We start from the raw sequence: 16,256 nt of genomic DNA, 5'->3' as shown, positions 1-16,256 counted from the left end.
TCTAATATCCCCTATCTTTTTTTTATTTTCTGCTTGGTAATTACCTTGAACATAGAATAACATTTTAAATAAAGATTGTTAATAGTTTTAACCTTTTCAGGAACATGTTACTGAAAAAGTAAACATGTTTACCTTTACAAACAAAAGTGGATATATGTAAATTTGCTTGTTCCGTCGCTCCACTCCAAGTCAACGCAAACTTACATATATCCACTTTAAAACTAAGGAAAAGAACGTATAAAATAAAAAACTATCACAGAATTTCTCCTATGATAGTTTCTAAATCTTTACAAACTATTCATTACCTTATCTAATAAATATTCCATTACAATCATCACTCTTGCATAAAAGTAATTTGCTGTAATATTTCTATCGTCTAATTCTTTATCATCTAATATAGAAAAATGTATGGTAGATTGTTTTGCCATATGACTATTTTGTCTGCCAGTAAATGTTATTATATCTAAATTATTTTTTGCCGCATAATCTATAACTTTTGTTACACTTTCAGTTTCTCCACTTTTGGATATACCTATTACTAAAGCTCCACCTATTTGATTATTATCATATACTCCATAAGAATTTGTCTTAATACATTTAAAACCTAATACAAGCATCTTCCTACAAAAAAAATCTACAATTGGCGATGAAAATCCTGTACCTGTAATATAAATTATATCCTGCCTATGCTTTATAAGATTATCAATAAAGGAATCTATTATATTTTTATCTATTTCATCAATAAAACTAGTTATATCTGACGTACGTTCCTGATTCTTTTCATTATTCTTTATTATAAAATTCAATCTATACAGCATATCCACATATCCAGTGTATCCTAGTTTTTTTGATAATTTAATTATTGTAGTTGCAGAAGTATAATTCTCTTGAGCAACTTCCCTCACTCCTTTATCTAAGACATTATCAATATTTTTTAATATATATTCAAGTACTTGTCTTTCTGTTTCTGTTAATTTATAGTTATCAGCAATTTTATAAATATCAAACTTCATATGATACCCCCAGTTTAAATGACTATAATATAAGTTACAATAAAGATAATATTTTAATAAAATCCCCAAGTGATTGAGATCATATAAATAAAATTACTATCTCAGTAACCTAAATAAAAAATCAAATACTATATACTTTCAATTTTGAACTTCTACTAAAAAACTATTCAATATTCTATTAATTTTAGCTATTATAGTATCTAATCAAATTATATATACTATATTATCATATTTATTTTTATAATACATACCATTAACTTTTTCTGGTCACTTCTATTTAAGTTTAAAAAGATGATGATAATTATTTCTTAAATATGATTTAAAGAGGTATCTTAATAAAACATAATTGTTTATATAATTGAATTTATTTTATCAATCCATATTTTTGATTCTTTTTCTATATCATCTTTACCTAAAATTGCTGATACAATAGCATATCCCTCTATGTCATAGCCATTAAAACTTTCTATATTATCTAATGATAATCCACCTATAACGACTATAGGTAAATCAGCATTTCTTTTTATTTCTTTTAAAGTTTCCATACTTACATCTTTTGCATCTAATTTTGTTTTAGTTGTGAACATTGATCCAACTCCCAAGTAATCAGCACCCATTTGCTTTGCTTTAATTGCTTCCTCTAAAGACCTTGCTGATACTCCAAGTATTTTTTCCTTACCTATTAATTTTCTAACCTCATCTGCTGGCAAATCATCTTGTCCAACATGTACTCCATCAGCATCACATAATAAAGCAATGTCCACTCTATCATTAATAATAAATTTCACATTATACTTTCTAGTTATTTCCCTTAATTTTAATGCTTTCTCTAAAAATTCTCCTCCAAGAGCTTCTTTTTCTCTTAATTGAATCATAGTTACACCACCTTTAATGGCATCTTCTATTGATTTATAAAAATCTCTATCTTTCAAAATATCTGAATCAGTTACTAAATAAAGTTTTAAATCATTCATTATTTCCTTACTCCTTTATTTTATATCTACTTTTGCAAAATTTCTAAATGTTTCTTCTGTTAACTTATATACATTATTCATTAACTCAACTTTAAAACTTCCTATTCCTATATCATCTTTATCTGCTAATTCACCTGAAAGCCCCATTGAAATAACTCCCATTGCTACTGACTCAATATTACTTCCACATGCTCCTAAATAAGAAGCTATCAAACTTCCTGTCATGCATCCAGTTCCTGTTATTCCTTTTAACTTCTTACTTCCATTTTTAATTTTTATAACTTTTTCACCATTACTTACAAAATCTACTTTACCTGTTGCTACAATAATCGTATTCATCTTTCTTGCTATGTCTCTTATTAATATTGATATATCTTCTCCATTATCATAAGAATCTACACCTTGTCCATTCCCTTCAAATCCTCCTATAAACTTTATTTCTGCAATATTTCCCTTTATAACATCAAATTTAACTTCATTAATTAGCTTAGTTGTTAGCTTAGTTCTTTCTTTCGTTGCAAAAACTCCAACTGGATCTAATATAACAGGTTTATTATATTTATTTGCCATTTTGCCTGCCTTTAAAAATAATTCAACATTAGCAGATTTCATAGTACCTATATTTATAACTACTGCACTAGCTATACTAACTATCTCTTCTAATTCTTCATAACTATAACTCATTAAAGGGCTTGCTCCTAGTGCTAATGTTATATTTGCACAATCATTTATTGTAACTTCATTTGTATAATGAAGAATTAATGGATTTTTTTCTTTAACTTTATTTATTAAATTATACATTTTATTACCTCTTATCTATTATTTAAATTTATAAAAATGATGAACTGGACCTACACCCTTACCAATATCAAAACTATTTTTAATAGCTTCAGTAATATACTCTTTACTAAGCTCTACAGACTTTTCTATATCATATCCAAGTGCTAAATGTGCAGTAATTGCTGATGATAATGTACATCCAGTACCATGAGTATTTTTTCTATTTAATCTTTCAGATTTATAAACTTTAAATACATTTCTTCCAATTAAGATATCAACTGCTTCTCCTTCTAAATGTCCGCCTTTCATCAACACAAATTTTGGCCCAAAAGTTAGTATTTTTTCTCCAGCTTCTCTCATATCCTCAACAATATAAATCTTCATTCCTGTAAGTTCCTCAGCTTCTAATATATTAGGTGTTATTATATATGCTTTAGGAATTAACTTTTGAATTAAAGCATCTTTTGCTTCTGGCTTTAACAAGTTATATCCGCTTTTAGATATCATTACTGGATCTACAACTAGATACTTTGTATCATATTTTTCTAAAACTTCAACAATTTCATTTATAATTTCTGGACTAGAAACCATTCCTATTTTTATTGCTTTTGGTTCTATATCATCCATTACAACCTCTATTTGTTTTCTTATTATATCCTTACTTAAATCCTCAACCATAAATACACCTTGAGTATTTTGTGCTGTTATAGCTGTAATAACACTCATTCCATAAGTACCAATTGCACTAAATGTTTTTAAATCTGCTTGTATTCCTGCACCTCCTGAAGAATCCGATCCTGCAATAGTTAATGTTGCTATTTTATAGTTTCTCATTTTAATTCCTCCTAATTAATAAAATAAAAAGCTATATTCCCATACTGGAATATAGCTTTTAGTATTTCTTAAAAAAATCTCATAATTTATAAATGATAATTTCTAAGCTTTCCTACGCTGGCATTATCCAGTTCAGGTAATAAGGGTTAATAAAATTATCACTCAAAGGGTATCACGTTTCGTTACCCCCTTCATAAATTTATCTCTCAGCCATATAGGCACCCCTAGCAAATTATTTAATTTCAACTTTATTTTACCACTTATTTTCATTTGTGTATATAATTTCCCAATTATATTGAATTTCATTTTAAATTTAATTTTAAAAATACAACTTCTCCCTATAGAAATAATAAATACTATATCATGCTATATTTTAATAAAATTATTTTATTCTCTTGTGGAAAACTAATATAGACAACTTAACTTTAGGAGGTAATTTAAATGGATAATAACAAAAATAGAAGAAAAGATCGTCCTAAATCAAATGCAGAACTTAGAAAAATGTATTCAGAATCCGGTGCAGAAATTGGAATTGAAAATGGTAAAAAGAAAGGTGCTCATTCAAACGGCAAAAAATTTACTAAAAGATCAAAGTTATCTCATAATAAATAATCTATACTTTCATTTTAATATTTAAATTACATAATTATAATCTTTATTATAGTTATGATAGTAGATATGTAATTGCTAAATTGAAAGCTATAGTTAAAAGTTCCTTTTGATAATATTTAAAGATTTTTTTACACAAATCTTTAAATATTATCTTTCTTTTTCAAAATAACCCTGCTTTATATTGCAGGGTTATTTCTATTAATTTTCAGAGTTTATTATAAGTTTTATAAACTTCTTTTTTCCTATTTTTATTACATCTTGTGATGATATATTTATATCTAAGCTACTTATTTTTTCACCGTTAATTTGAATTCCATTTTGTTCAACAAGTCTTATAAATTCTTTTTTACTCGATACATATTTTCCACTTACTAAATTTGTAACAATATCTCTTAGTTTATTACTTTCTACATTTAAATTAGGTATATCTTCTGGAATTTCCTTTTTAGTAAAAGCTGAATTATAAAACTCTATTGCTGATTTCACCTCATTTTCACAATGATATAATCTTGTTATTATCTGTGCAAGTTCTAATTTAATATCTCTAGGATTTTCACCATTACTTAATCTATTTTTTATTTGATCTATTTTATCTGGATGTTCATCAGTAGCTAATTCAAAGTATTTTATAATTAAGCTATCTGGAACCTCCATCACTTTTTTAAACATAATATTTGCAGGTTCATTTACACCAATGTAATTTCCTAAACTTTTACTCATTTTTTCAATTCCATCTAAGCCTTCTAAAATCGGCATAAACATTGCAACTTGCCCTTCTTCTCCCATTGTCTTTTGAAGTGTTCTTCCCGTTAAAATATTAAATGTTTGATCAGTACCACCAAGTTCTATATCAGCCTTAAGAGCTATTGAATCGTAAGCTTGCATTAAAGGATAAAAGAACTCATGAACTCCTATTGGTACATTATTTTTATATCTATTTTGAAAATCATCTCTTTCTAACATACGGGCTACAGTAGTAGTTGCTGCTAATTTTAAAACATCATTAAAATTTAATTTTGAAAGCCATTCGCTATTAAAACGAACTTCTGTCTTACTTTCATCTAAAACTTTGAAAATTTGAGTTTTATAAGTTTCTGCATTTCTTAATACTTCTTCATCAGTTAATGCCTTTCTTCCTTTTGCCTTTCCTGTTGGATCTCCAATTTTCCCTGTAAAATCCCCAATAACAATTACTGCCTTATGACCTAAGTCTTGCATTTGCTTAATTTTACGTAAAACTACAGCATGACCAAGATGTATATCTGGTGCGCTTGGATCAAGACCTAATTTAATAATTAATGGTTTATTATTTTTTTCAGCTTTTTCTAATTTTTTTCTAAGCTCTTCTTCATTAACTATTGTATCTGCTCCTTTTTTTATAATTTTAATTTGCTCATCAATTGTTTGTTTCATTTTTAAACACTCCTCTTATATTATTTAAAATATAAGCAAGTTCTATAAGAATAACTTTACGAAAGGCTATTTGATAAAACTATTCGAACCACTGGTGAACATATATAAATTTACTTATTCCGTCGCTTCGCTCCAAGTCAACGTAAACTTATATATAAAAACAAAAAACTCCCGCCCTTTATATCAAAAGGACGAGAGATAAATCTTCGTGTTACCACCTTAGGTTCATAGACAACTCACATTGCCTACCTTTTCAAGTACTCCAGAAAATATCTAGGTAATACTCTAGCACTATAACGTGTGCAAGGAATACGTCACAGCCTACTAGGTGCTGTCGTACAATGAATAATGTAAAATTAAAATTTAAGATAAATCTCATTTTTAATATCACTGTATTTAAAACAACCCCATTTGGTGTGAAGCTCAAAGATGTATTCATAATTAGCTTATCTTGAACCTCTCATCAACCGGTTACTTTCTGTAAGCCTTACTAACTACTACTTATTCTTATCACAGCTTTTCATAATCTTATACTCCGAAATATAATTACTTATAAATCTTCGTTATGCTTATTATTAATATGGATTATAAATCTTATTTTTAATATTGTCAATATTCTTATAACTCTTAATTAGCTAATAATTAATTTTAACTTTTATACTTCTATCTTTTTTCTTAATATCTAATGCTTTATTATTTCAAAGAATTTATATAATCGATTGGTCTATATATTACACTTTCTTCACTTAAATAAAGTTTGCCATTTTTTACTCCACCAATTGGATAAGCTAACTTATTGTATGCATTTATCATTTCGCCTTTTCCCTTATATAAAACTACATGTCCTGGTGTAAAAACTAGATCTCCTGGCTGTATATCTTCTTTATCAACTTCATACCCTTGCAATATATCTTCTTGATCAAAAGTTGAATAACCAATTTCAACTCCAGTAACTTCTCTGTATGTCCAATAAGTTAATCCTGAACAATCAAAAGCCTGATTTCCTATGTATGTTTCTCTCTTTAATGGATAATATTCTTCTCCATAATAACCTATAAGTTCATCTAATCTCCCCTCACTCATAATCTCACCTTTTCCACCCCATACATATTCTAGTCCTATTTTTTCTTCTGCCAATTCTATAACTTTATTTACAACTGCCTTTTCTTCTTCAGTCATATTTATACCTTCATTTTCATAATTATCTTTCTTATATAAATTATTAAATACTACAATTCCAACTACTAATAAAAATATTAAACCTAATATAAAAACTATATTTCTATTTACCATCATCTTTTTCATCCTCAAAGCCCCTTTTAAATAATCTACTTTATATAGTTAATTTTACATTAGACCTCTCACTTTTCATAATTACTTTTTAATTAAGAAATAATTAATTATAAATTAAAATGAGCTGTTAAATTAAATACAGCTCATTTCACTTCTAAATCTATCATATTTTTATCTATTCCAACATTGATATGGTACATAATTAAATATAGCTTCAAATCTATAATAATCATCTCCATAATACGCAACTAGAGGTAATATATCAATTGCTCCAGGTCTTATTCTTCCTTTTGGAACTAATAGTATTCCTGCATTTAATATATAGTAATTTCCGATAGCTCCATGTATTTCACTAAGCTTTTCATTATAATTAGCTCCCATGTATTTTACATTAACATTCTCATAACACTTTGATGATGATAGTAAAAAATATTGAGCTCTACATGGACGTACATATATTACTTTGTTTTCAGATTCAATATGCATTTCTAATCTACAATTTGCTTGCAGTGAAGTTTGTTTTATATCTCGTATTATTTCTTCATTTTTCTCTTTAATCTCATATGTTTCTTTATTTACCTCTTCAAGAATACTCCAAAAATCATTTTCACCTTGATTTTCAAATTCACTCTTATTATTTAAAAAATCATTTTCATATTTTTCTCTTATTTCTCGTGCTTCTTTATTTATATTTTCAAATAAATCTCCATTTATTTTGTCACTATCTTTATTAAGATCATTACAATCTAATCTTTCCACTATCATATCCTCCTAATATAGAGTTAATTTAATACTATATATTTAAACCATACATATAATAATCTATTAAGAATGTTTTATTTATCAATTTAAAGATAATTTCTATACAAAACAGACATCTTAAATACCCATTAAGATGTCTGTTTAGCCACTATCTTTTATAGCTACAATTTATTTTTTGCAGCACTTACATGGATCAAATGTAAACACTACATCAAATTTAAATTTATTACATCCATCAAATGCTTCAAAAGGTAATACATCTATTTCCCCTGGCCTTAAGCGTTCATTCGGAATAAATAAAATTCCTGAATTTAAGATAAAATAAGTTCCTAGGTCTCCATTAACCTTTTTAAACTTTTGATTAAATCCATGACCAATATATTTAACATTAATTGGACCACAACATTTTGATGAAGATGCTAAAAAATATTGAGCTGTTTTTGGACATACATATATTATTTTATTTTTGGGATTAATATGAATTTCAGATTTGCAATTTGCCTCAAGTGGTGTGTAGGTTTGATTTGAGAATTCTTCAAAGCACTCTTCTTCCTCTTCCATTTTGTGGTCTTCTTTAAATATTCCCATTTCTTTTTTTAGATCCTCTTCCAACTCTAAATGCATTTTTACAAATTCTCCGTCACCAACTGTATCTAATTCAGATTCATCATAAAAAGTTCTCATTAATTATATCCTCCTGCTAATTAAAGAATTATTTTTCTTGTATTTCATCAATATTCTATTAGATACAATAGTATATTCGCATGCACTTAAATTGATATATATAAAGCACATTTTTAAATTTAGTTTTACTTTTAAAACTTCTACTTTTTCATCTAAATATACAGTGAAATAACTTCACTACATAATTACTTTCACTATATATATCCCTTCTAATAATTGCTTTCTAATAAAAAATAATTATGTATACATTAAAAGAAGGATGTATTAAATTAAGTTTGTAGCTTCAATTTAATACATCCTTCTTTAATATAAAATATAATAATTTAACTAAATATTTATAAATAAAATTTTTCATTTATAATTTAAATGATTTATTTATAGTAAATACCTTTTGTAATTATCCATGAAAATAACCTGTTCTTGCTGAAACTACAACATAAGGTACTTCTACTCCATCTTTGTTTATATATGCTTGATAGAAATCATTTTCTAAATGCTCTAATTTAACTACTTTTTCTCTATATATATCGTATAAATCTTTTTTAAATAACTCTTCCCAGTTGTCACTAATAGGAGCATTTAAAGTCATATAATTTGCGAACTTTTCTATATCATCAGCATTACCACCATCAGATATATATTGGTCATATAAACTTTCAATATTAACTTCATTTAAAAATGTTTTACTCCATTTTATTTTTTCTGCTTCTGATTTATTTGATTGACCGTTAGTAATATAATTTTTCACCTTTTCATTAATATCTCCATTTATTGTTACCTCTTCTGAAGATGAATTTTCTATTTCAGAATTATTATTTGAAATTTCCTCAGCATCTTTTTCTTTAGAAGTATCAGATGAATTTTGATCAATACTATCTTCTTTCGAATCACTATCTAAATTTTTATCAGATACTTCATTCGATTTATTGTCTATTATTTTATTTGTATCTTCAGAATTATTTGCAGAACATGATATCATAAAAACTGCCGAAAATAATAAACAAGTTATTATTTTTTTCACAATAAATCGCCCTCTTTCTTAATCCAATATGAACATTTTACTACTTATAATATCATTTTACAATAATATTTATATAAGTAAATTTTTGTATTTTATCTAACAAAATATTCTATAAAAATAAAAGTACATCTTGTTAGAAATCCTAAAATTATAAATATAACTCTCCCTTTAATACTATAACAGCTTCTCCACTTAAGCTTATTCTATCATTTCCTAATAACTTTAATGAAATTTCTCCACCTCTATTTGAAGCTTGATAAGCATTCATTTCTACTTTATTTAATTTATTACTCCAATAATTTGCTAGTACCGTATGAACTGAACCTGTAACTGGGTCTTCATTTATACCAGCCCATGGAGTAAAATATCTTGAAATAAAATCATACTTTTCATTTCCTCTACAAGTAACACATATACCTTTTACATCACTTTCAAACTTTAATGATTTTAACATTTCAAAATTTGGTTTTAAATTTAATACATCCTCTTTGTCTTTTACTTCTATAACAAGTTTTCTTGTTTTTTCACCTATTATAGCTTTTGAATAACTTATTATTCCCATAGCATCTAAGATATCTTGCGTTAAATTAAAATCTAGTGGATTATCTATTGGAAAGTCTAAACTTATCTTTTCATCTTCCTTTTTAGCTGTAAGTAGTCCACTTTTAGTTTCATATTTAATATATTCTTCTTTTATATTAAACTCATCAAATAATACTTTTGACGTTGCTATAGTTGCATGACCACATAAGTCAACTTCAACTTCTGGAGTAAACCATCTTAAAGAAAATAAATTACAGTTACCTATACTAGAATTTTCTAATGGCTTAACAAACGCAGTTTCCGACAAGTTCATTTCCCGGGCAATATTTTTCATTAACTCATCACTTATATCATCTTCTAAAATACAAACTGCTGCTGGATTTCCTTTAAATGCTTCACTAGTAAAAGCATCTACTTGATATATTTTAATTTTATTTTTCATTATCTTACCCCCTGAGTTTTGTAATATTATTTAGTAATAATTATACATGTTTTTAATTCTTACGTTTTATATGCACAATATATTAACTATAATAACATAATAAATAAAGAATTTTTTATTAATCAAATTAAAATTAGATAAATTATAACTATACAACATAATAGTTCTTAAATTATTAAAACTAAAAACTCTTACGTGCTTATAATTAAATTTTATATTTTACTTTACTCTTATAATCTTGGCATCAACTTGAACTGGATAACTTTCTCTTACTAAGCCCCTTATAGATACTTTATTATTATTTTCTTTAATTAAATACCATCCGCACATAATCAATACTAATAAAATTATATATACCTTTTTCCCTTTTATCATAATCAGCCCCTTTGAACATTTATATACTTCTTTATATTTATAATTAATAATATCTTACTATTTTTACATATTAAATTACATATTAATCTAACAAAATTAATTACTAATTTAAGATTTTTTTAAGGTTGGCTTTATATAATTACCTCATAAGATATCAATTCTATGGGAGGTATTTATATGGCAATAAAATCATTTCAAAGATATGAAAAGAAATTTATATTAAATGAAAATCAATATAACGCACTTATTACAATTTTATCAAAATACATGAATCCAGATAAATTCTGTAAGTTTGGACAGAACTACAGTATTTACAATATATATTATGATACTGATGATAATCAAATAATTAGACATTCTATTAATAAACCTTACTATAAAGAAAAACTTAGATTAAGAAGTTACAGTATACCTACTAGTAAAGATGATAAAGTTTTTCTTGAATTAAAGAAAAAAATTAATGGAATTGTAAATAAACGTAGAGCAACTCTAACTTTAAATGAAGCTTATAAATTTTTAGAATTAGGAGAAAGACCTACAACTTCTGATTATCTAAATAATCAAGTTCTTAATGAAATAGAATATCATCTAAATAATCATGATGTTCATCCAACAGTATATATAAGCTATAGTAGGAAAGCTTTCTTTGCAAAGAATGATAATGATTTTAGAATAACTTTTGATTCTAATATAATAACTAGACGTGATAACCTCTTCCTTGAAGCTGGTAGTTTTGGTGGTAGACTCTTAGATAAAAAACACTACCTTATGGAAGTAAAAATATTAGGTGCTATTCCAGTTTGGTTTACTAAAATTCTTTCAGATTTGGAGATATACAATACTCACTTTTCTAAATATGGAAATGAATATATGAGATATTGTTTAAATAAAAACTATGATACAGGGAGGAAAGATGTATGTTAGAAACTATAATTACATCAACGAATGGAGAATCATTCACACTATTTAACGCACTACTTATTATAATATCTTCAATTATTCTTGGCTTAATTATAAGCCTTGCATATATGAAGACACACAAAAAAGAAGGATATTCAACAGGATTTACAATAACTCTTATAATGCTACCTGTTATAATTGCAATTATCATACTTTTAGTTGGAAATAATGTTGCTAGAGCATTTAGCTTAGCTGGAGCTTTTTCAATTATTCGTTTTAGAAGTGCACCTGGAGATCCAAAGGATATAACTTATGTATTCTTTACTTTAGCTGTTGGTTTAACTTGTGGTATGGGCTATATAGGCTATGCATTTATATTTACATTAATACTATGTGCTTTAACCTTAATATTAGATGCAACAAAGTTTGCTATGCCAAAAACAAAAACATCTAAGCTTAAAATCACAATTCCTGAAGATTTAAATTACGATGGTATTTTTGATGATATCCTTAATAAATATACAAATTCATGGCATGTTGAAACTATTAAAACTAGAGATTTTGGATCACTATTTGAAATTCATTATATAATCCATATGAAACTTGACGCTAATCAAAAGAAATTTATAGATGAATTAAGATGCAAAAACGGTAATTTAAACATTTCATTGAACTTTGCTGGTTTTGAAGAAAAAGTTTATAATTAAATTACTATAAAAGCAAAGATAAATAAAGTATGTTTCATAAGTTAAATAACTGTACAATAAAGTACTAGGATTGATATATACTTATTTCACACATTTTATTTATCTTCCTTTCTCTATATTTTATTACTTATGTTACTAACTACTAAATAATTTTTCATAAGCCCTATTAATTACTTCATCTTCACTTATTCCTTCAATTGTTGATATCTCTACCATCTTCTTAGGTGAAATAATTATATATCGATTTCCGCGTTCATTCATATAAACCTTTATATCATTTGGTAAATTAGTTTTCTTTTCAATATATTCTATACCCGCTTTATTGTCAAACTCTATTGTTTTATTCAAATTATATCTAACTGCCCATTGATATTTACTTTCAAAAATATCATAACTTAAATAATCATTTTCCCCTTCACAGCTATAAAATAAATGTAATGCTACTGGAGATTTATCTAATATATAAAATAATGAATCATCTTTTCCAATATCATTAAAATCTTCTAGTTTTAAAGTAGCTACTTTTTCTAACATTTTATCATCAACTTTATAATCTCTTATAAATACATTTGTAGCAATCGTATTTGTCATAATAAAAAATATTGCTAATGTTAATAATAAATATACACTTGAAATTATAGTTTTTTTATTTTTATAATTCTTATCTTTAACAAATCTAATTATATAATTTAGTAAAGCTACTAATAAAATACAGGCAATACATATCTTAATAACACTCAAATCAGATTTCAAACCATAAAATATAAAAGCTGTAAAAGTTACAATAAATAGCACCTTATAAATAGTTCTCTTAATTAAAGCAATAACTTTAAAATTATAAGATATTTTTTTCCCTTTACTTATTAATAATTTACCTCTAATATTGAATATTAAAAATGTTATTACTCCTATAATCTCATGTATTGAGAAAAAACTAACAAATAAAAGACTTCCTAGTTTTAATGAACTTGCTAGAAAGTGCCCATCTGGACTACCAATTGTTGAAATATATTGTGAATATAAAAGAATTAGCATAGTAAAAAAATTCAGGCATACATATTTTAATGACGCTTTACGAATAGTATTAAATTTTTCAACTTCATCTGTATGAATATCTATTCTTTCTTGATATATTTCACTACAATATACTTGTATTTTTTCTCTTCCACAAACAAATTCCCACCCAGCTTCTTTGCAATACTCTCTATACTCTATTAAGCTATCACTATCTTTGCCATCAAAAAAAGATACACTATCCATTATATCAACTGAATATTTTAAACTTTTAGGCTTACTTCTTCTAAATTTTAAAATAAAGCCATTCATACCTTCTAATATCCATCCCTTTAATGCCATTTTTTCTAGATATTCTTCTAAACTTTTATACTCATACGGTAAAAAATTAAATATAACCCACTTCTTATTTCCCAATACCATTATTATATCCTCCTAAAAAAGATTTTCCATCTTCAACTAACAGAATTAAACGATTATACTCATCTTTTAATACTTCTAATCCTTTATCTGTTATTATGTAGCTTCTTTTCCTCCCTACCACTTCAGTTTCTCTAATCATTCCTTCTTTCTCAAATCTACCAAGTAACGCATATAATGTTCCTGGTCCAACATTAACCCTTCCCCTTGATATTTCTTCAACTGATGCCATTATATCTACACCACATCTTTCTTCTATTAAAGATACTAATATATAATACATTGGTTCAGTTAAATTTTGAAATTGTTCTCTTGGCATCTTTGATCACCTCCAAACATCGATATTCGATATTCTAAACACGCATATAAAATAAACTTTATTTTTGTAATACAATTATAATATCGAGTATCAATATTGTAAACAGAATTTTTACTTTTAATCCCATAATATATAATATTTATATATTGACTGCTTTATAAGACTCTGTTTGTATGTAATTTTAAAAATATGCCTTGTTTTAATATTGCTTAAAGAGGCTCGCGTTTCGTTAGCCCCTTTAGGAATTACTAATTTCAATAAGTCTTCTCCATATTATAATTATTTTAATCTTTATTTAAGTAGATTTCTCTCAATTTTTTTAATGATCTATTCTTAGCCTGATTTACTGCTTGTCGTGATATTTTCATATAGTTAGCAACCTCACTTACTGATAAATAATATACATATATTAATTTCATTATAAATACCTCTTTTTTAGTTAAAATTTTAAACATATCCATCATTTCAAATTCTAATTCGGAATCTTCATACTGTAATTCTATGTCTAAATTTAATTCAGTTTCATTTAATCTAATTTTGTCATTTTTCTTTGATATCTTTATATATTCGTTTCTTATAGATTTTGCTATGTATCCTAATATGTATTTATTTTCAGGAATATCTTCTTTATCTATAGGAATTTTATTTAAAATATCAATTAAATGTATTATAAGATCCTGTTTTGTATCTTCTCCATCCAATAATCTAGCATATTTGCTTAATAGAGGCTCAAATATTTCTATGATATCTAACAAGGAATCACTATTGCCTTCTCTAAAACTTATTATTTTTATGCATATCTCATTATTCACTAATATCCCCTCCTATATATATATATATAAGCAAACACATGTTCGTTTTGTAAACATAATTTTTCTAATTTTATAAAAATATATAAATTTAACATTCATAATATAGACAAATTATATAAGCATCTTTTAGTTTACTAAATGATAATAAAATTTCTTTATAAGTTTGAAGGAGTGATCTCATGAATAGCGATCTATTTAATTTTTTAACTACACAAGGAGTTTTTGCATTATTATTTGGGTATCTCTTGCTATATGTTTTAAAACAAAATCAGGTAAGAGAAGAAAACTATCAAAATATAATTCAGCAACTTAATAATACTCTTCCAGACATACAAAATGATCTTAAAGATATAAAAAAGCAGATATTTAAATAATTAAATATCTGTTTTTATTGTGTATGTACTAATCCCATTTTATATTCTTTTCTATTTTAAATATTTTCTATTATGTAACTATACTGAATTAAATAATAATTATTATTTTTATAGTTTACAAATTAGTTTAAATTATCTTTATAATTAATGACTAGTCAATCAAGCCGACAATAAAAATTTAAATTTAAAGGAGTGATTTATTGATGTCACAAATCGGAAAATTTTTAAACTTACATCCTCATAATCAAAGTTGGGGGGTCTATAATGAAAATGGACCATATACTACCGCTTATAAAATTGGTGCTTTATCTCCTGCTCAATTCGGTGGCCTATCTTTCATGATCTTAGATGAAAAAGGTGGCGATGTTTACGTCATTCAAACTGAGTCTTTTGGTAGATGTGCTATTTGGGCTCCAGTTGATAATGATAGTAATATTACTTATGAAAGAATTTACTCTAATGGAGATACATCTGGTGGTGGCTCAAGCGGAGGTGGTACTGGTAAATATCTAAATCTACATGATCATATGCAAAGCTGGGCTGTTTATAATGTTGATGGGCCTTACACTTCTGATTATAAAATAGGTACTCTCGCACCTGCTCAATTTGGTGGTTTATCTTATAGTATTCTTGAAGAAAGAAATGGAGATATCTATATAATTCAAACTGAATCTTTTGGAAGATGTGCTATTTGGGCTCCTCAAGATAATGACAGTTCCATTACTTCTTCTCCTTTATATAGTAATGGTGATACTTCTGGTGGTGGCTCAAGCGGAGGTGGTACTGGTAAATATCTAAATCTACATGATCATATGCAAAGCTGGGCTGTTTATAATGTTGATGGGCCTTACACTTCTGATTATAAAATAGGTACTCTTGCACCTGCTCAATTTGGTGGTTTATCTTATAGTATTCTTGAAGAAAGAAGTGGAGATATCTATATAATTCAAACTGAATCTTTTGG

18 protein-coding genes, 1 pseudogene and 1 riboswitch are annotated in these 16,256 nt (G+C 26.2%); of the genes and pseudogenes, 5 read left to right on the top strand and 14 right to left on the bottom strand.

Translation table 11 applies throughout. The annotated features are described in order from the left end of the window. Window positions 1-287 precede the first annotated feature (287 nt). From I2A75_RS05525 to thiD, 4 genes are all read right to left on the bottom strand, one after another. Window positions 288-1,013: a MurR/RpiR family transcriptional regulator gene (locus I2A75_RS05525; RefSeq protein ID WP_195263481.1), complete on the bottom strand. Its 726-nt coding sequence runs from the start codon at window positions 1,011-1,013 to the stop codon at window positions 288-290. A gap of 350 nt (window positions 1,014-1,363) precedes the next feature. Further along, a complete protein-coding gene (gene thiE / locus I2A75_RS05520) occupies window positions 1,364-1,990 on the bottom strand; it encodes a thiamine phosphate synthase (protein WP_347707756.1) in 627 nt (208 codons plus the stop codon). A gap of 12 nt (window positions 1,991-2,002) precedes the next feature. After that, a complete protein-coding gene (thiM, locus tag I2A75_RS05515; RefSeq protein ID WP_195263479.1) occupies window positions 2,003-2,788 on the bottom strand; it encodes a hydroxyethylthiazole kinase in 786 nt (261 codons plus the stop codon). Window positions 2,789-2,806: 18 nt separating this feature from the next. Further along, window positions 2,807-3,601, bottom strand: a complete 795-nt coding sequence (thiD, locus tag I2A75_RS05510; RefSeq protein ID WP_195263478.1) for a bifunctional hydroxymethylpyrimidine kinase/phosphomethylpyrimidine kinase — start codon at window positions 3,599-3,601, stop codon at window positions 2,807-2,809. Between the two features lie 92 nt (window positions 3,602-3,693). Continuing rightward, a riboswitch (TPP riboswitch) is annotated at window positions 3,694-3,837 on the bottom strand. 205 nt (window positions 3,838-4,042) lie between these two features. Between thiD and I2A75_RS05505 the strand changes: the two genes are divergently transcribed. Continuing rightward, window positions 4,043-4,213: a hypothetical protein gene (locus tag I2A75_RS05505; protein WP_008679883.1), complete on the top strand. Its 171-nt coding sequence runs from the start codon at window positions 4,043-4,045 to the stop codon at window positions 4,211-4,213. A gap of 198 nt (window positions 4,214-4,411) precedes the next feature. Here the strand turns inward: I2A75_RS05505 and tyrS are convergent, their stop codons facing one another. From tyrS to I2A75_RS05470, 7 genes are all read right to left on the bottom strand, one after another. After that, entirely contained in the window at window positions 4,412-5,626 is a 1,215-nt protein-coding gene (gene tyrS / locus I2A75_RS05500) for a tyrosine--tRNA ligase (RefSeq protein WP_195263477.1), read from the bottom strand. A 693-nt stretch (window positions 5,627-6,319) separates the two neighbouring features. After that, window positions 6,320-6,931, bottom strand: coding sequence for an NlpC/P60 family protein (locus I2A75_RS05495; RefSeq protein WP_195263476.1), 612 nt, complete (start codon window positions 6,929-6,931; stop codon window positions 6,320-6,322). A 159-nt stretch (window positions 6,932-7,090) separates the two neighbouring features. Next, entirely contained in the window at window positions 7,091-7,678 is a 588-nt protein-coding gene (locus I2A75_RS05490) for a hypothetical protein (protein WP_195263475.1), read from the bottom strand. Between the two features lie 171 nt (window positions 7,679-7,849). Continuing rightward, a complete protein-coding gene (locus I2A75_RS05485) occupies window positions 7,850-8,365 on the bottom strand; it encodes a hypothetical protein (RefSeq protein WP_195263474.1) in 516 nt (171 codons plus the stop codon). 397 nt (window positions 8,366-8,762) lie between these two features. After that, window positions 8,763-9,386 carry a hypothetical protein gene (locus I2A75_RS05480; protein WP_195263473.1) on the bottom strand — a complete coding sequence of 208 codons (624 nt, stop codon included), beginning with the start codon at window positions 9,384-9,386 and terminating at the stop codon, window positions 8,763-8,765. Window positions 9,387-9,534: 148 nt separating this feature from the next. Beyond that, window positions 9,535-10,371 carry a PhzF family phenazine biosynthesis protein gene (locus I2A75_RS05475; protein ID WP_195263472.1) on the bottom strand — a complete coding sequence of 279 codons (837 nt, stop codon included), beginning with the start codon at window positions 10,369-10,371 and terminating at the stop codon, window positions 9,535-9,537. Between the two features lie 219 nt (window positions 10,372-10,590). After that, complete coding sequence (locus tag I2A75_RS05470; protein ID WP_195263471.1) at window positions 10,591-10,746, bottom strand: hypothetical protein; 156 nt, start codon at window positions 10,744-10,746, stop codon at window positions 10,591-10,593. A gap of 177 nt (window positions 10,747-10,923) precedes the next feature. Here I2A75_RS05470 and I2A75_RS05465 point away from each other — a divergent pair, with 177 nt between their 5' ends. Together I2A75_RS05465 and I2A75_RS05460 are read left to right on the top strand one after the other, a co-directional pair. Continuing rightward, window positions 10,924-11,670, top strand: coding sequence for a polyphosphate polymerase domain-containing protein (locus tag I2A75_RS05465; protein ID WP_195263470.1), 747 nt, complete (start codon window positions 10,924-10,926; stop codon window positions 11,668-11,670). After that, window positions 11,664-12,353, top strand: coding sequence for a DUF4956 domain-containing protein (locus I2A75_RS05460; RefSeq protein ID WP_195263469.1), 690 nt, complete (start codon window positions 11,664-11,666; stop codon window positions 12,351-12,353). Before I2A75_RS05465 ends, I2A75_RS05460 begins: the two co-directional genes overlap by 7 nt. A gap of 135 nt (window positions 12,354-12,488) precedes the next feature. On the opposite strand, the gene I2A75_RS05455 is transcribed toward I2A75_RS05460, so the two are convergent. The 3 genes from I2A75_RS05455 to I2A75_RS05445 all read right to left on the bottom strand — a co-directional run bounded on the left by I2A75_RS05455 (window position 12,489) and on the right by I2A75_RS05445 (window position 14,918). Then, window positions 12,489-13,790 (bottom strand): DUF2812 domain-containing protein, encoded by a 1,302-nt coding sequence (locus tag I2A75_RS05455; protein WP_195263468.1) that lies wholly within the window; start codon window positions 13,788-13,790, stop codon window positions 12,489-12,491. After that, window positions 13,774-14,106: a PadR family transcriptional regulator gene (locus I2A75_RS05450; protein ID WP_195263467.1), complete on the bottom strand. Its 333-nt coding sequence runs from the start codon at window positions 14,104-14,106 to the stop codon at window positions 13,774-13,776. Before I2A75_RS05450 ends, I2A75_RS05455 begins: the two co-directional genes overlap by 17 nt. A gap of 284 nt (window positions 14,107-14,390) precedes the next feature. Beyond that, window positions 14,391-14,918, bottom strand: a complete 528-nt coding sequence (locus I2A75_RS05445) for a sigma-70 family RNA polymerase sigma factor (RefSeq protein WP_195263466.1) — start codon at window positions 14,916-14,918, stop codon at window positions 14,391-14,393. Window positions 14,919-15,097: 179 nt separating this feature from the next. On the opposite strand from I2A75_RS05445, the gene I2A75_RS05440 reads away from it, so the two are divergent. Then, entirely contained in the window at window positions 15,098-15,292 is a 195-nt protein-coding gene (locus I2A75_RS05440) for a BhlA/UviB family holin-like peptide (protein WP_195263465.1), read from the top strand. A gap of 203 nt (window positions 15,293-15,495) precedes the next feature. Next, window positions 15,496-16,256 (top strand): annotated as a pseudogene (locus tag I2A75_RS05435) (hypothetical protein); the annotation flags it as partial.

It is taken from the genome of Clostridium sp. 1001275B_160808_H3 (assembly GCF_015550425.1).
Classification (GTDB): Bacteria; Bacillota; Clostridia; order Clostridiales; family Clostridiaceae; genus Clostridium.
This window is presented reverse-complemented; position numbering and strand designations above follow the sequence as displayed.

Bases quoted from the DNA above. Each gene is read 5' to 3' on its own strand.
- I2A75_RS05525 (WP_195263481.1), bottom strand. From the start codon at position 1,013: ATGAAGTTTGATATTTATAAAATTGCTGATAACTATAAATTAACAGAA.
- thiM (WP_195263479.1), bottom strand. From the start codon at position 2,788: ATGTATAATTTAATAAATAAAGTTAAAGAAAAAAATCCATTAATTCTT.
- thiD (WP_195263478.1), bottom strand. From the start codon at position 3,601: ATGAGAAACTATAAAATAGCAACATTAACTATTGCAGGATCGGATTCT.
- I2A75_RS05505 (WP_008679883.1), top strand. From the start codon at position 4,043: ATGGATAATAACAAAAATAGAAGAAAAGATCGTCCTAAATCAAATGCA.
- tyrS (WP_195263477.1), bottom strand. From the start codon at position 5,626: ATGAAACAAACAATTGATGAGCAAATTAAAATTATAAAAAAAGGAGCA.
- I2A75_RS05495 (WP_195263476.1), bottom strand. From the start codon at position 6,931: ATGAAAAAGATGATGGTAAATAGAAATATAGTTTTTATATTAGGTTTA.
- I2A75_RS05485 (WP_195263474.1), bottom strand. From the start codon at position 8,365: ATGAGAACTTTTTATGATGAATCTGAATTAGATACAGTTGGTGACGGA.
- I2A75_RS05475 (WP_195263472.1), bottom strand. From the start codon at position 10,371: ATGAAAAATAAAATTAAAATATATCAAGTAGATGCTTTTACTAGTGAA.
- I2A75_RS05470 (WP_195263471.1), bottom strand. From the start codon at position 10,746: ATGATAAAAGGGAAAAAGGTATATATAATTTTATTAGTATTGATTATG.
- I2A75_RS05465 (WP_195263470.1), top strand. From the start codon at position 10,924: ATGGCAATAAAATCATTTCAAAGATATGAAAAGAAATTTATATTAAAT.
- I2A75_RS05460 (WP_195263469.1), top strand. From the start codon at position 11,664: ATGTTAGAAACTATAATTACATCAACGAATGGAGAATCATTCACACTA.
- I2A75_RS05455 (WP_195263468.1), bottom strand. From the start codon at position 13,790: ATGGTATTGGGAAATAAGAAGTGGGTTATATTTAATTTTTTACCGTAT.
- I2A75_RS05450 (WP_195263467.1), bottom strand. From the start codon at position 14,106: ATGCCAAGAGAACAATTTCAAAATTTAACTGAACCAATGTATTATATA.
- I2A75_RS05440 (WP_195263465.1), top strand. From the start codon at position 15,098: ATGAATAGCGATCTATTTAATTTTTTAACTACACAAGGAGTTTTTGCA.